At 53.7% G+C, this 14034-nt stretch carries 16 protein-coding genes; 8 read left to right on the top strand and 8 right to left on the bottom strand.

What is annotated here, in order from left to right; genetic code table 11:
- Positions 1-2: 2 nt before the first annotated feature.
- The 4 genes from accA (at position 3) to tilS (ending at position 4997) form a co-directional block, all read left to right on the top strand.
- Positions 3-962 (top strand): acetyl-CoA carboxylase carboxyl transferase subunit alpha, encoded by a 960-nt coding sequence (gene accA / locus PYW49_RS15220; RefSeq protein ID WP_008501895.1) that lies wholly within the window; start codon positions 3-5, stop codon positions 960-962.
- Between the two features lie 99 nt (positions 963-1061).
- Positions 1062-3194, top strand: a complete 2133-nt coding sequence (locus tag PYW49_RS15215; protein WP_320386876.1) for a lysine decarboxylase LdcC — start codon at positions 1062-1064, stop codon at positions 3192-3194.
- 65 nt (positions 3195-3259) lie between these two features.
- Positions 3260-3649: a VOC family protein gene (locus PYW49_RS15210; protein ID WP_134349720.1), complete on the top strand. Its 390-nt coding sequence runs from the start codon at positions 3260-3262 to the stop codon at positions 3647-3649.
- 58 nt (positions 3650-3707) lie between these two features.
- Positions 3708-4997, top strand: coding sequence for a tRNA lysidine(34) synthetase TilS (tilS, locus tag PYW49_RS15205; protein WP_320386875.1), 1290 nt, complete (start codon positions 3708-3710; stop codon positions 4995-4997).
- Positions 4998-5025: 28 nt separating this feature from the next.
- Here tilS and rof read toward each other — a convergent pair whose 3' ends face one another.
- Entirely contained in the window at positions 5026-5286 is a 261-nt protein-coding gene (gene rof, locus PYW49_RS15200; RefSeq protein WP_134349723.1) for a Rho-binding antiterminator, read from the bottom strand.
- The gene (locus PYW49_RS15195; RefSeq protein ID WP_032667327.1) at positions 5273-5473 is read right to left on the bottom strand and encodes a YaeP family protein; all 201 of its coding nucleotides are present in this window, start codon (positions 5471-5473) and stop codon (positions 5273-5275) included. Before PYW49_RS15195 ends, rof begins: the two co-directional genes overlap by 14 nt.
- Before the next feature lie 196 nt (positions 5474-5669).
- Here PYW49_RS15195 and PYW49_RS15190 point away from each other — a divergent pair, with 196 nt between their 5' ends.
- Genes PYW49_RS15190 through nlpE form a run of 3 tightly spaced genes read left to right on the top strand, consistent with a single transcriptional unit; the run spans position 5670 to position 7367 of the window.
- The gene (locus tag PYW49_RS15190) at positions 5670-6215 is read left to right on the top strand and encodes a YaeQ family protein (protein WP_320386874.1); all 546 of its coding nucleotides are present in this window, start codon (positions 5670-5672) and stop codon (positions 6213-6215) included.
- Positions 6212-6634: an alternative ribosome rescue aminoacyl-tRNA hydrolase ArfB gene (arfB, locus tag PYW49_RS15185; RefSeq protein WP_320387069.1), complete on the top strand. Its 423-nt coding sequence runs from the start codon at positions 6212-6214 to the stop codon at positions 6632-6634. The genes PYW49_RS15190 and arfB overlap by 4 nt, the downstream gene beginning before the upstream one ends.
- Positions 6635-6668: 34 nt before the next feature.
- Positions 6669-7367, top strand: a complete 699-nt coding sequence (gene nlpE, locus PYW49_RS15180) for an envelope stress response activation lipoprotein NlpE (protein WP_134349725.1) — start codon at positions 6669-6671, stop codon at positions 7365-7367.
- Between the two features lie 47 nt (positions 7368-7414).
- Here the strand turns inward: nlpE and proS are convergent, their stop codons facing one another.
- From proS to metN, 6 genes are all read right to left on the bottom strand, one after another.
- Positions 7415-9133, bottom strand: coding sequence for a proline--tRNA ligase (proS, locus tag PYW49_RS15175; RefSeq protein ID WP_320386873.1), 1719 nt, complete (start codon positions 9131-9133; stop codon positions 7415-7417).
- Between the two features lie 111 nt (positions 9134-9244).
- The gene (gene tsaA / locus PYW49_RS15170) at positions 9245-9952 is read right to left on the bottom strand and encodes a tRNA (N6-threonylcarbamoyladenosine(37)-N6)-methyltransferase TrmO (RefSeq protein WP_320386872.1); all 708 of its coding nucleotides are present in this window, start codon (positions 9950-9952) and stop codon (positions 9245-9247) included.
- On the bottom strand, positions 9949-10353 hold the full coding sequence (gene rcsF / locus PYW49_RS15165; RefSeq protein WP_032649711.1) for an Rcs stress response system protein RcsF: 405 nt from the start codon (positions 10351-10353) through the stop codon (positions 9949-9951). Before rcsF ends, tsaA begins: the two co-directional genes overlap by 4 nt.
- A gap of 106 nt (positions 10354-10459) precedes the next feature.
- A complete protein-coding gene (gene metQ / locus PYW49_RS15160) occupies positions 10460-11275 on the bottom strand; it encodes a methionine ABC transporter substrate-binding lipoprotein MetQ (protein WP_134349729.1) in 816 nt (271 codons plus the stop codon).
- 40 nt (positions 11276-11315) lie between these two features.
- The gene (locus PYW49_RS15155; protein WP_014168730.1) at positions 11316-11969 is read right to left on the bottom strand and encodes a methionine ABC transporter permease MetI; all 654 of its coding nucleotides are present in this window, start codon (positions 11967-11969) and stop codon (positions 11316-11318) included.
- The gene (gene metN / locus PYW49_RS15150; protein WP_134349730.1) at positions 11962-12993 is read right to left on the bottom strand and encodes a methionine ABC transporter ATP-binding protein MetN; all 1032 of its coding nucleotides are present in this window, start codon (positions 12991-12993) and stop codon (positions 11962-11964) included. Before metN ends, PYW49_RS15155 begins: the two co-directional genes overlap by 8 nt.
- A gap of 188 nt (positions 12994-13181) precedes the next feature.
- Between metN and gmhB the strand changes: the two genes are divergently transcribed.
- Positions 13182-13748, top strand: coding sequence for a D-glycero-beta-D-manno-heptose 1,7-bisphosphate 7-phosphatase (gene gmhB, locus PYW49_RS15145; protein WP_045907848.1), 567 nt, complete (start codon positions 13182-13184; stop codon positions 13746-13748).
- Positions 13749-14034 lie beyond the last annotated feature (286 nt).

Here is a 14034-nt window from a genome sequence, read left to right as displayed (position 1 = left end):
CTATGAGTCTGAATTTCCTTGATTTCGAACAGCCGATTGCTGAGCTGGAAGCGAAAATCGATTCTCTGACAGCGGTAAGCCGTCAGGATGAAAAACTGGATATTAACATCGACGAAGAAGTGCATCGTCTGCGCGAGAAAAGCGTAGAACTGACGCGCAAAATCTTTGCCGATCTCGGCGCATGGCAGGTAGCCCAGTTGGCTCGCCATCCACAGCGTCCGTACACCCTGGATTATGTCCGCCTGGCGTTTGACGAATTTGACGAACTGGCAGGCGATCGCGCATACGCTGACGATAAAGCTATCGTTGGTGGTATCGCGCGTCTGGACGGACGCCCGGTGATGATCATTGGTCATCAGAAAGGCCGTGAAACCAAAGAGAAAATCCGTCGTAACTTCGGTATGCCAGCACCAGAAGGCTACCGTAAAGCCCTGCGTCTGATGGAGATGGCTGAGCGTTTCAACATGCCCATCATCACCTTCATCGACACTCCGGGTGCATACCCAGGTGTGGGTGCGGAAGAGCGCGGTCAGTCTGAAGCTATCGCGCGTAACCTGCGTGAAATGTCTCGCCTGAAGGTGCCGGTCATCTGTACCGTTATCGGTGAGGGTGGTTCCGGCGGTGCGCTGGCGATTGGCGTGGGCGATAAAGTGAATATGCTGCAGTACAGCACCTATTCCGTTATCTCCCCGGAAGGCTGTGCGTCTATTCTGTGGAAAAGTGCCGACAAAGCACCTCTGGCCGCAGAAGCGATGGGCATCATTGCGCCGCGCCTGAAAGAGCTTAAGCTAATCGATTCCATCATCCCGGAACCGTTGGGCGGTGCGCATCGTAAGCCGGAAGTGATGGCTGCTTCCCTGAAAGCGCAGCTGCTGGCTGACCTGGCGGATCTGGACGTGCTGAGCAAAGAAGATCTGCTCAACCGCCGTTACCAGCGTCTGATGACCTACGGTTACGCGTAAGCTTCACAATTATCTGAAAAGCCGCACAATGTTGCGGCTTTTTTTATACCTGCCGTTTACCTTAACTATGCTTAGCTAATGTTTTTCAAGGAGGTAACCGTGAATATCATTGCCATTATGGGGCCGCACGGCGTCTTCTATAAAGACGAGCCCATCAAGGAGCTGGAACACGCCCTGCAGTCGCGCGGGTATCAGCTGATCTGGCCGCACAATAGCGCCGACCTGCTGAAGTTCATCGAGCATAATCCGCGTATCTGCGGCGTGATCTTCGACTGGGATGAATATGACCTCGAACTGTGCAGCGATATCAACAAGCTGAACGAATATCTCCCACTGTACGCGTTTATTAATACCCACTCGACCATGGACGTCAGTGCCAATGATATGCGTATGGCGCTGTGGTTCTTTGAATATTCGCTCGGTGTGGCGGAAGATATTGCGACCCGCATTCAGCAATACACCGGTGAATATCTCGATAACATTACGCCACCGTTTACCCGCGCGCTCTTCACTTACGTGAAGGAGGGCAAATATACCTTCTGTACGCCAGGGCATATGGCGGGGACGGCCTACCAAAAAAGCCCGGTGGGCTGCCTGTTCTATGATTTCTTCGGTGGCAACACGCTGAAAGCGGACGTGTCAATTTCGGTCACTGAGCTAGGCTCTCTGCTCGACCACACCGGTCCGCACCTCGAAGCCGAAGAGTATATTGCCCGCACTTTTGGTGCCGAGCAGAGCTATATGGTGACCAACGGCACCTCGACCTCGAACAAAATCGTCGGTATGTATGCTGCCCCTGCTGGCAGTACCTTACTGATTGACCGTAACTGCCATAAATCGCTGGCCCACTTGCTCATGATGAGCGACGTCGTACCGCTCTGGCTGTCACCCACGCGTAACGCGCTCGGTATTCTTGGCGGCATTCCGCGCCGGGAGTTTACGCATGAAGCCATTGAAAGCAAGGTCGCGGCAGTGCCCGGCGCAAGCTGGCCTGTCCATGCGGTGATCACCAACTCGACCTATGACGGTCTGCTGTACAACACTAACTGGATTAAAGAAACGCTGGACGTGCCGTCGATCCACTTCGATTCCGCGTGGGTGCCGTATACCAACTTCCACCCGATTTACGCCGGTAAAAGCGGCATGAGCGGTGAACGCGTGCCGGGTAAAGTGTTCTTCGAAACGCAGTCGACGCACAAAATGCTGGCCGCCTTTTCCCAGGCTTCGCTTATTCACATCAAAGGCGAGTACGACGAAGAGACTTTTAACGAAGCCTTTATGATGCATACCACTACCTCACCGAGCTATCCGCTGGTGGCCTCCATTGAAACAGCTGCGGCAATGCTGCGCGGCAACCCCGGCAAACGCCTCATCAATCGTTCGGTAGAGCGGGCGCTGCATTTCCGCAAAGAGGTTCAGCGGCTAAAAGATGAAGCCGACGGCTGGTTCTTTGATATCTGGCAGCCGGAAGAGATTGATGAAGCGGAGTGCTGGCCGGTCTCGCCCGGGGAAGGCTGGCATGGCTTCCGGGATGCCGATAGCGATCATATGTTCCTCGACCCGGTGAAAGTGACGATCCTGACGCCGGGCATGGATGAACTGGGCAAGATGAGCGATGAAGGTATTCCGGCTGCGCTGGTCGCGAAATTCCTTGATGAACGGGGTGTGGTGGTGGAAAAAACCGGCCCCTATAACCTGCTGTTCCTGTTCAGTATAGGGATCGATAAAACCCGTGCGATGGGGTTGTTGCGCGGCCTGATGGAGTTTAAGCGCGCCTACGATCTTAACCTGCGGGTGAAGAACATGCTGCCGGATCTCTACGCGGAAGATCCTGACTTCTATCGCAATATGCGTATTCAGGATCTGGCCCAGGGGATCCACAGGTTGATCCGCCAGCACGATCTGCCGCGCCTAATGCTTCAGGCGTTCGATGTATTGCCGGAGATGAAGTTTACCCCGCACAAGGCGTGGCAGCGCCAGGTGAAAGGGGAGGTCGAGACCGTCGAGCTGGAAAATCTGGTCGGGCGCGTATCGGCCAATATGATCCTGCCTTACCCGCCGGGCGTGCCGCTCCTGATGCCAGGAGAGATGATTACCGAAGAGAGTCGGGCCGTGCTCGATTTTCTGCTGATGCTCTGTTCGGTAGGGCGTCACTACCCCGGTTTTGAAACGGATATTCACGGTGCGAAGCGCGACGAGAACGGTGTTTACTGGGTGCGAGTCCTAAAATAAGGGTGACCGCTTGCAAGGTGCGGGTTTTCGGTTGTAACGTTCAGGCATCATAAAAAGGAGAAGCTATGCTGGGTTTAAAACAGGTTCACCATATTGCGATCATTGCGACCGATTACGCAAAAAGTAAGGCCTTCTACTGCGACATCCTTGGCTTTACGCTGTTGAGCGAAGCGTACCGCGAGGAGCGTGACTCCTGGAAGGGGGATCTCGCATTAAACGGGCAATATGTGATTGAACTGTTCTCTTTTCCTTTTCCGCCTGCCCGTCCGTCCCGTCCGGAAGCCTGTGGACTGCGCCATCTTGCCTTCAGCGTTGATGACCTGGATAGCGCGGTAAAACATCTGGAGTCTCACGGCGTAACGTGCGAACCGATCCGTGTCGATCCGTTTACCGACAAGCGTTTTACCTTTTTCAACGATCCGGACGGCCTGCCGCTGGAGCTTTACCAGCAGTAATGTTTGTCCTGTGTGATAATGCCCGCTCAGTTCGGGCATTTTTTATGTGTAATTTCCTATGACCTTACCCGCTATCGCACAAGCCGTTTCACCGTACCGCCAGCTGCTGGTGGGGTTTAGCGGTGGCCTGGATTCCACCGTTCTACTCCATCGTCTTAAACTCTGGCGCGACCGGGAGCCTGACGTCCAGCTTCGGGCTATGCATATCCATCACGGATTAAGTCCTTATGCAGAGGAGTGGGTGGTGCACTGCGAAGCCTTGTGTGCGGCATGGGCGATCCCGCTTCTCGTTGAGCGCGTCACGCTTGTGGATGAAGGGTTGGGCATTGAGGCGCAGGCGCGTAAAGCCCGCTATGCCGCTTTTACCGGTGCATTGCAGCCCGGCGAAGTGCTTGTCACGGCCCAGCACCTGGATGACCAGTGCGAAACATTTTTGCTGGCGCTTAAGCGGGGCAGCGGGCCGGCGGGTCTATCTGCTATGCCTGAGCGTTCTGGCTTTGCCGGCACAACATTACTGCGTCCGCTGCTTGGCGAGACGCGTGCGTCGCTGGAAGAGTGGGCGCGAGAACATCAGCTGAGCTGGATTGAAGATGAGAGCAATCAGGATGATAGCTACGACCGTAACTTCCTGCGTCTGCGCGTTCTCCCGCTGTTGACCGAACGCTGGCCGCATTTTGCTGATGCGACAGCAAGAAGCGCCATGCTGTGCGCCGAACAGGAATCCTTGCTGGATGAGTTGCTGAGTGAAGAGCTGGATGAACTGATTTCTGAAGACGGGGCGCTGGCGATTGCACCGCTGAAAGAAATGAGCCCGGTACGGCGCGCCGCACTGTTACGACGCTGGCTGGCCTCTCATCACGCAGCGATGCCGTCGCGGACGATGCTGAGCCGCATCTGGGACGAAGTCGCACTGGCGCGGGATGACGCTTCCCCGTGCGTACACCTGAATGGTTTTGACGTAAGGCGCTATAAAGGGGAACTCTGGTGGATAAAATCCACGCCCTCACTGACTGATGTGGTGCTCGACTGGCTTTCTCCTGAGGCACCGCTGATATTGCCTTGTGAGGCGGGACGTGTTTCTCTCATACCGTCTGGTCATGTGCGGCTGCCGAAGCCCGGCGAACCGGTAACCGTGCGCTTTAAGGTTGGCGGTATGCTGCATATCGTCGGGCGTAAGGGGGGACGCAAGCTGAAGAAAATATGGCAGGAGAGTAACGTGCCGCCGTGGCTGCGCGACACCACGCCGCTACTGTTCTACGGTGAAGCGTTGATTGCTGCTGCGGGCGTCTTCATCACGGAAGAGGGATGGTCGGAAGAGGGTGTCAGTTTTGAATGGCAGAAAGCGTAACGGGCAGCCTTGCTGCCCGTTGGTGTCATCAGGATTCACTCACCACGACGGTGCCGATTTGCGGGTGGCTGAAGCTGGCAATTTTATCCAGACGCAACTCACGCGTTGCGCCGGCATCTTCCACTATCAGATATTCCACATTCTTACGTGAAACCAGATCGCTGGCTTTCCCCTTCAGCACTTCGCCATCTTTTAATTCCAGCGTCAGCATTAAATGCTGCTGGCAGGCGAGTTCGAGGTTGTCATAGTCATCACAATTGATAGGTTGATAAGTATCATTCATCGACATAATCGCTCACCAGTAAATTCGCCGCAGCATACGCTGCTTTTTCCCTGACCGACTCCGAAAGGCCCTCATCAGAGGCCACTTCATTAAGCACCTTCAATACACAGCCCAACGCGTCCGGGACATACCCCAGATCTCCGCTGGCGATTTCCGCATACCGTTTGCGAATTAACTCACAATAATTATTCACATCCCCTCCCGCCAGCGCACTGACCTACTGTGAGATATCATTAAGCCTACGAAGATAAACTCGGTTTAGCAAGGTGACTATACCATACTCATTTAAGCAATATCAGAGCCTTGATAGCGGTCTATTTAACACCCCATAACAGCCTTTTGCCGCTGTTTTCGCTACAATGGGCGCCTGATTCGAATGGAGTTCTCTCATGGCGCTGAAAGCGACAATCTATAAAGCAGTGGTCAATGTGGCCGATCTTGATCGCAACCAGTTCCTGGATGCGTCGCTTACTCTGGCACGCCACCCCTCTGAAACCCAGGAGCGCATGATTCTGCGCCTGCTGGCGTGGATAAAGTACGCTGACGAGCGTCTGCAATTTACCCGTGGGTTAAGCGCGGAAGACGAGCCTGAAGCCTGGCTGCGTAACGATCATCTGGGTATCGACTTGTGGATCGAACTCGGCCTGCCGGACGAGCGCAGGATAAAGAAGGCCTGCACCCAGTCCGCTAAAGTGGCGTTATTCGCGTATAACCAGCGCGCTGCGGAGATCTGGTGGCAGCAAAGCAAGAGCAAGTGCGGACAGTTTAAAAATCTTACGGTCTGGTATCTGGATGATGAGCAGCTGGCGCAGTTGAGCGAGTTTGCCGGCCGGACCATGGTGTTGCAGGCGACGATTCAGGACGGCGCAATCTGGCTCTCTGATTCTCAGAATAATCTGGAAATTCATTTGACGGCGTGGCAACCCGCGTCATGATCGTCTTGTCCCGAAACGTCAGCATTCCTGACAATGAGCTGGAGATCACCGCCATTCGGGCTCAGGGGGCAGGCGGACAGCACGTTAACAAGGCTTCCACGGCTATCCATTTGCGTTTTGACATTCGGGCCTCAAGCCTGCCAGAGTATTATAAAGAAAGCCTGCTCGCCGCCAGTCATCACCTTATCACCAGCGATGGCGTGATTGTGATCAAAGCTCAGGAATACCGCAGCCAGGAGTTAAACCGGGAAGCGGCGATAGCCAGGCTGGTGGCAGTCATTAAAGAGTTAACGGCAGTACAAAAAAGCCGCCGGGCAACGCGACCAACCCGCGCATCGAAAGAGCGTCGGCTGTCCTCGAAGGCCCAAAAATCCACAGTGAAAGCACTACGCGGTAAAGTTCGTCGCTCGACAGAGTGACGAAAGGGAACACAATTTTCATAAGGAATTCATTGTGAAAAAAGCATTATTATCAGCGCTGGCAGTGAGTACGCTGTTTGCGCTTTTCGGGTGTAACAACCGTTCTGAAACGCAGGTAATGCAGCCCGCGCAGAATGAAGAGTTAAAGCCAATGCAGCAGAGCTGGCGCGGCGTATTGCCTTGCGCGGACTGTGAAGGCATCGAAACATCTCTGTTCCTGCAAAAAGACGGGACCTGGGTCATGAATCAGCGTTATCAGGGCGCTAAAGAACCTTCGTCATTTGCGGCTTACGGGACATGGGCGCGTACGGCTGAGAAGCTGGTTCTGACGGATACCGCTGGCGAGAAAACCTATTTCCGTGCCAAAGGCGAGGGGATGGAGATGCTTGACCGCGAAGGCAATCCGATTGAATCGCAGTTCAACTACACGCTGGCCCCGGTGAAAGCGGCCCTGCCTGCCACGCCGATGGCAATGCGGGGAATGTACTTCTATATGGCTGATGCGGCGATCTTTACCGACTGCGCAACCGGCAGGAAAGTCAGCGTAGCAAACAATGCGCAGCTTGAGCGTGATTACGCGGTTGCGCGCGGCAATGACAGCAAGCCGGTACTGCTGACGGTTGACGGTCACTTTACGCTGGAGCCAAACCCGGATAGCGGTGAGATGGTGAAAACGCTGGTGGCAGATAAAGACGCGAAATTTGTTGCGGGCAAAGACTGTAACAGTAAATAAGCTGACGATTATCCATTAAAAAACCCCGCCTGAGCGGGGTTTTTTGTTTAGCCTTTGATGGCTTTCAGCAGGTAATCAAGAATGTCGCCGGTCTTGATCATCTGTTTTTCACCGCTGCGACGGTATTTGTATTCAATCTCATCGCTGTCGAGGTTGCGGTCGCCGATAACGACGGTATGCGGGATACCGATCAGTTCCATATCGGCAAACATCACGCCCGGACGCTCTTTACGATCGTCCATCAGCACTTCGATACCCTGCGCGCGCAGCTCGGCATAAAGTTTCTCGGCCAGCTCCTGCACGCGGTAAGACTTGTGCATGTTCATTGGCAGGATCGCAACCTGGAACGGCGCGATATTGTCCGGCCAGACGATGCCACGCTCGTCGTAGTTCTGCTCAATTGCTGCAGCTACCACACGCGTCACCCCGATACCGTAGCAACCCATGGTCAGGATTTGGTTACGGCCATCTTCACCCTGAACAGCAGCGTTCAGCGCACGAGAGTATTTATCTCCCAGCTGGAAGATGTGACCGACTTCGATACCGCGCTTAATCATCAGGGTACCCTGGCCGTCCGGGCTTGGATCGCCTGCGACCACGTTACGGATATCTGCCACTTCAGGCGTCGCCACGTCGCGATCCCAGTTAATGCCGAAGTAATGTTTACCGTCGATGTTCGCACCGGCGGAGAAGTCGCTCATCGCGGCTACCGTGCGGTCAATGACAACAGGAACCGGCATATTCACCGGACCCAGCGAGCCTGGACCTGCATTTACCACGGCACGGATTTCCGCTTCCGTTGCGAACGTCAGCGGGCTGGCGACCTGCGGCAGCTTCTCAGCTTTGACTTCGTTAAGCTCGTGATCGCCACGTACCAGCAGGGCAACCAGCGGGTAAGCGCTCCCTTCGGTGGATTTCACCAGCAGCGTTTTAACGGTTTTTTCGACAGGCAGGTTGAACTGCTCAACCAGCTCGGCAATGGTTTTCGCGTTTGGCGTATCAACCAGCTTCATCTCTTCCGTTGCCGCGCCGCGCGGTGCTTTTGGTGCCAGCGCTTCTGCAAATTCGATATTCGCCGCGTAATCAGAGGAGTCAGAGAAGATCACATCGTCTTCGCCGCTCTGTGCCAGCACCTGGAATTCATGGGATGCGCTACCGCCGATGGAACCGGTATCAGCCTGCACAGCGCGGAAATCCAGACCCATGCGGGAGAAGATTTTGCTGTATGCCTCGTACATTTTGTCGTAGGTCTCTTGCAGGGATTCCTGAGAAGTATGGAAAGAGTAAGCATCTTTCATCAGGAATTCGCGAGAGCGCATGACGCCGAAACGTGGGCGGACTTCGTCACGGAACTTGGTCTGGATCTGGAAGAAGTTCAGCGGCAGCTGTTTGTATGAGCTCAGCTCATTACGAATCAGGTCGGTAATGACTTCTTCATGCGTTGGGCCGAGAACGAACGGACGCTCGCCGCGATCGACGAAGCGCAGCAGTTCCGGACCATACTGCTCCCAGCGGCCACTCTCCTGCCACAGGTCAGCGGGCTGAACCACAGGCATGGACACCTCGATAGCACCGGCGTTGTTCATCTCTTCACGCACGATGTTTTCGACTTTTTTCAGGACGCGCACGCCGGTCGGCAGCCAGGTATATAACCCGGAGGCCAGCTTGCGGATCATCCCGGCGCGCAGCATCAGCTGATGGCTGATCACTTCGGCGTCGGCAGGCGTCTCCTTCAGAGTGGAGAGCAAATATTGGCTAGTACGCATGTTGTTACGGTTCCATTTCGACGATTGGAACAGGCTGAAACACCAGCCTGACACAAAAAAGTGGTTTAGTTTACCAGTGTGGCAAAGATGCCAAAAGAGAGGAGAACAAAATTACCTGGGTTCAAGGGCAAACACTTCAAAACCTGCCCCAGTGACGCGCCAGCGAACGTTAAAATCGAGCAGCCAGACGGCGTACGTTTTTCCTGCTTCCTCTTCTTTACGATAGGCCGGACGGGGGTCCTGGGCCAGAACTTCGGTGATGAAATTCCGCAATCGAGGATAGCGTTTCTCCAGTTGACTGAGCTGCGAGGCTATTTCAGGCGTAAAATAGACAGGCATGTCTGCCTGCGGTGCGTCCTGAGCGTAACTGGCGCGCGCGTCCGGGAGTGCTTCGGCGAAGGGCAAATAGGGTTTGATGTCGATAACCGGCGTACCATCTACCAGGTCCAGGCTACCTAACTCCAGTATCACCTGATCTTTCTGGCAACGTATGCCTTTCAGTTCAACCAGCGACATACCGATGGGGTTTGGGCGGAAGGTCGAACGAGTCGCAAACACGCCCATTCTTGCATTTCCGCCAAGACGAGGAGGACGCACGGTAGGACGCCAGCCACCTTCCATCGTCTGGTGAAACACGAATACTACCCATAAATGGCTGAAAGCCTCGAGCCCGCGTACCGCATCGGCCTGATTGTAAGGCGCTATCAGGTGAAGCTCACCGCCGCCGCTGGTGACAAGACCGGGCTGGCGAGGTACGGCAAACTTCTCTTTATAAGGAGAGTGGATAACGCCTATCTGCTCGAACTGAAATGCACTCATTTTGCCGTAATGTTCAGCGCCGAACCGATGCAAACCGCCTGACGGTAGCAGCCCGGTGTGCCGCTGGTGACTTCGCAGCTGTGCAGCAGTACCGCATTGGCTTTCATTTTTGCGGCATTAATCTGCATACGTTTACGCGCTGTCGGGATATTCGGTGGTGAGTCCTGATTGGTCGCCTGACAGGAATCGCCGCTCACTTCACCCAGTTCACGGAACGGTTTACCGACGAGTTCGTCTGCTTTAGTGATAATGCGAACCGGCGCAGGGCGAACCACTTTCGGTTTCGCAGGCTCTGTTTTTGGCGGGGTTGCCGTGCTTTGAACAGGTTCAACGGGAGATCTGCTTAGCATAGAACAGCCGCTCAGCATGAGTGCTAAAAGACAGATCGGTAAAGCACGCATAATATTTCCTCAATGGATAATCAAAACGTCAGATATTGAATCAGTTGACTGCACAAATGACAAGACGGGCATAAGCCCGTCCTGATGATATTACACTGAGGTGAGATTACCAGCCTTTAACAGCGCCGCCGTTAAACACTTTGTTGGCTTCCTGGTAAACTTCATCAGACTGATAGGCCTGCACGAACTTCTTCACGTTTTCCGCGTCTTTGTTGTCTTCGCGAGTCACAATCAGGTTAACGTACGGGGAGTCTTTATCTTCAACGAAGATACCGTCTTTGGCTGGCGTCAGGCCAATCTGGCTGGCGTAAGTGGTGTTAATCACGGCCAGGGCAATCTGGGCATCGTCCAGGGAACGTGGCAGCTGTGGTGCTTCCAGTTCAACAATTTTCAGATTTTTCGGGTTTTCAGTGACATCCAGAACGGTTGGCAGCAGACCAACACCGTCTTTCAGTTTGATCAGGCCCACTTTCTGCAGCAGCAGCAGGGAACGACCGAGGTTGGTTGGGTCGTTAGGCACGGCAACCTGAGAGCCCGGCTGAAGCTCGTCCAGCGATTTAATTTTCTTAGAGTAACCGGCAATCGGATAAACGAAGGTGTTACCTACACCAACCAGCTTATAGCCGCGATCTTTGATCTGCTGATCAAGGTAAGGCTTATGCTGGAAGGCGTTAGCGTCGATATCGCCTTTGCTCAGCGCTTCGTTTGGCAGAACGTAATCGTTGAAGGTCACCAGCTCAACGTCCAGGCCGTACTTCTCTTTTGCCACTTTCTGAGCGACTTCAGCAACCTGTTGTTCTGCACCCACGATAACGCCCACTTTAATGTGGTTTGGATCTTTTTCGTCCTGACCGCAACCCACCAGTGCCAGAGAGCCGATCAGCGCGCCTACCGCTGCAATGGTCTTTAATTTAAACGCCATGTTTTATCCTTAACTCGTAGAGTTTGTGTTGTGTGTAACGTTATTTGTGAGTAACAGTCCGGACGATGCGATCGCCAGAGAACTGGATTAAGTAAACCAGAACAACCAGCAATACCAGAACGGTATTCATCACGGTAGCGTTATATCCAATATAGCCGTACTGATAACCAATCTGACCTAAACCACCGGCACCGACGGCACCCCCCATCGCGGAATACCCTACCAGGGTGATAAGCGTAATGGTTGCCGCGTTCACCAGCCCCGGCAGTGCTTCAGGGAGCAGGACTTTGCGTACGATCTGCATCGGTGTGGCTCCCATCGCGCGTGAGGCTTCAATCAGGCCAGTCGGGATTTCCAGCAGGGCGTTTTCCACCATACGGGCAATAAACGGCGCGGCGCCTACGGTCAGCGGAACGATTGCCGCCTGCAGACCGATAGATGTACCGACGATCACGCGGGTAAACGGAATCATCCACACCAGCAGGATAATGAACGGGATAGAACGGAAGATGTTCACCAGCGCAGAGAGCGTCCGATACAGTTTCGCATTCTCAATGATTTGACCCGGACGCGTCACGTACAGCAAGACGCCGACCGGCAGGCCAATCACAAAACCAAAGAAGCCAGAGACAAAGGTCATTGCCAGCGTTTCCCAAACGCCGCGAACCAGCAGCCACATCATCGGCTCAGACATAACCCAGTACCTCTACTTTTACGTGGTGTTCTTGCAGCCAGGCAATGGCAGCCTGGGTTTCTTCTTGTGTTCCGTGCATTTCTGTCAGCATGATGCCGAACTTCACGCCACCGGCGTAATCCATCTGCGCGCTGATGATGTTGTTATTCACGTTAAAGCGACGCGCGGTCTCGGAAAGCAGGGGAGCATCAACGGACTGACCGGTGAACTCCATGCGCAACATCGGGACGCTGTCTGCAGTCGGTTCTGTTTTCAGACGTTCCAGATAGTCTTCCGGAATATCCAGGTGCAGCGTGGACTGGATGAACTGCTGCGCCAGCGGGGTTTTCGGATGCGAGAACACTTCACTTACTGTGTCCTGCTCAATCAGTTCGCCGTTGCTGATCACTGCGACGCAATCACAGATACGTTTTACGACATCCATCTCGTGGGTAATCAGAAGAATCGTCAGGCCCAGACGACGATTGATGTCCTTCAGCAGTTCCAGAATAGAACGCGTGGTGGCCGGGTCTAATGCGCTGGTGGCTTCATCGCACAGCAGTACTTTTGGATTACTGGCCAGTGCGCGGGCAATGGCCACACGCTGTTTTTGCCCGCCGGACAGATTTGCCGGGTAGCTATCATGTTTGTCGCCCAGACCCACAAGGTCGAGCAGTTCGGTGACGCGACGCTTCACTTCTTCTTTCGGCGTATTATCCAGCTCAAGCGGCAGGGAGACGTTGCCGAAAACGGTGCGGGATGCCAGCAGGTTAAAGTGCTGGAAAATCATGCCAATCTGACGACGCGCTTTGGTGAGTTCTTTCTCTGAAAGGGCGGTAAGTTCTTGCCCACCCACTTCTACGCTGCCCTGGGTTGGGCGCTCAAGAAGGTTAACACAACGGATCAGCGTACTTTTACCTGCACCCGATGCGCCAATGACGCCATAAATTTGACCAGCAGGAACATGCAGGCTGACGTTGTTCAGCGCCTGAATGGTTCGGTTCCCCTGCTGGAACACTTTGGTGATATTGGAAAGTTTAATCATTAGATTATTTTTATCGTATGTAAGTTAGCCGTGGCATTTTCTTCTGCCAGATACGGGTGATGACCGTAAACAAAACGGATGTTAAGGCATCCAGACGTCTAAATCAATCCAACTCTGTACGATGAGCACTTTATTGCGCTGCGATTCATGAGATACTAGCCGAACATGCCTTTTTCAGGAGCAAACCGGTGGCAAAATCAGTACCCGCAATTTTTCTCGATCGTGATGGCACTATTAATGTGGATCACGGTTATGTCCATGAGATTGATGAGTTCGAGTTTATCGAGGGCGTAATAGATGCCATGCGCCAGCTGAAAGAGATGGGTTATGCGCTGGTGGTTGTGACAAACCAGTCCGGTATTGCACGCGGTAAATTCACTGAAGCGCAGTTCGAGACGCTGACGGAATGGATGGACTGGTCCCTGGCCGATCGCGGTGTGGATCTCGATGGTATCTATTATTGTCCACACCACCCACAGGGAACAGTAGAAGAGTATCGTCAGACGTGTGATTGCCGTAAGCCGCATCCGGGGATGTTCATCTCTGCGCAGGAGTTCCTGCACATTGATATGGCTGCTTCTTATATGGTGGGCGATAAACTGGAAGATATGCAGGCGGCAGCGGCTGCGGGCGTAGGAACCAAAATATTAGTGCGTACCGGTAAGCCAGTGACGCCAGAAGCAGAGAATGCAGCAGATTGGGTGATTAATAGTCTGGCAGAGCTGCCAAAAGAGATTAAAAAGCACCAAAAATAGCCTTTTTGGTGAAAAGGTGAGCGGTTGGAATAAAAATGCATTTTTCCGCTTGTCATTCCTCGGCGGCTGCCTATAATGCGCCTCCATCGACACGGCGGATGTGAATCACTTCACAAACAACCCGGTCGGTTGAAGAGAAAAAATCCTGAAATAACGGGTTGACTCTGAAAGAGGAAAGCGTAATATACGCCACCTCGCAACGGTGAGCGAAAGCCGCGTTGCACTGCTCTTTAACAATTTATCAGACAATCTGTGTGGGCACTCAAAGTGACATGGATTCTTAACG

This window comes from Enterobacter chinensis, from assembly GCF_034008295.1.
GTDB lineage: Bacteria > Pseudomonadota > Gammaproteobacteria > Enterobacterales > Enterobacteriaceae > Enterobacter > Enterobacter chinensis.
This window is presented reverse-complemented; position numbering and strand designations above follow the sequence as displayed.

Excerpts from the sequence above, each read along its gene's own strand:
- metN (WP_134349730.1), bottom strand. The coding sequence starts at position 12,993 with ATGATTAAACTTTCCAATATCACCAAAGTGTTCCAGCAGGGGAACCGA.
- PYW49_RS15190 (WP_320386874.1), top strand. The coding sequence starts at position 5,670 with ATGGCGCTGAAAGCGACAATCTATAAAGCAGTGGTCAATGTGGCCGAT.
- arfB (WP_320387069.1), top strand. The coding sequence starts at position 6,212 with ATGATCGTCTTGTCCCGAAACGTCAGCATTCCTGACAATGAGCTGGAG.
- metQ (WP_134349729.1), bottom strand. The coding sequence starts at position 11,275 with ATGGCGTTTAAATTAAAGACCATTGCAGCGGTAGGCGCGCTGATCGGC.
- tilS (WP_320386875.1), top strand. The coding sequence starts at position 3,708 with ATGACCTTACCCGCTATCGCACAAGCCGTTTCACCGTACCGCCAGCTG.
- rcsF (WP_032649711.1), bottom strand. The coding sequence starts at position 10,353 with ATGCGTGCTTTACCGATCTGTCTTTTAGCACTCATGCTGAGCGGCTGT.
- PYW49_RS15155 (WP_014168730.1), bottom strand. The coding sequence starts at position 11,969 with ATGTCTGAGCCGATGATGTGGCTGCTGGTTCGCGGCGTTTGGGAAACG.
- proS (WP_320386873.1), bottom strand. The coding sequence starts at position 9,133 with ATGCGTACTAGCCAATATTTGCTCTCCACTCTGAAGGAGACGCCTGCC.
- PYW49_RS15210 (WP_134349720.1), top strand. The coding sequence starts at position 3,260 with ATGCTGGGTTTAAAACAGGTTCACCATATTGCGATCATTGCGACCGAT.
- accA (WP_008501895.1), top strand. The coding sequence starts at position 3 with ATGAGTCTGAATTTCCTTGATTTCGAACAGCCGATTGCTGAGCTGGAA.
- rof (WP_134349723.1), bottom strand. The coding sequence starts at position 5,286 with ATGTCGATGAATGATACTTATCAACCTATCAATTGTGATGACTATGAC.
- tsaA (WP_320386872.1), bottom strand. The coding sequence starts at position 9,952 with ATGAGTGCATTTCAGTTCGAGCAGATAGGCGTTATCCACTCTCCTTAT.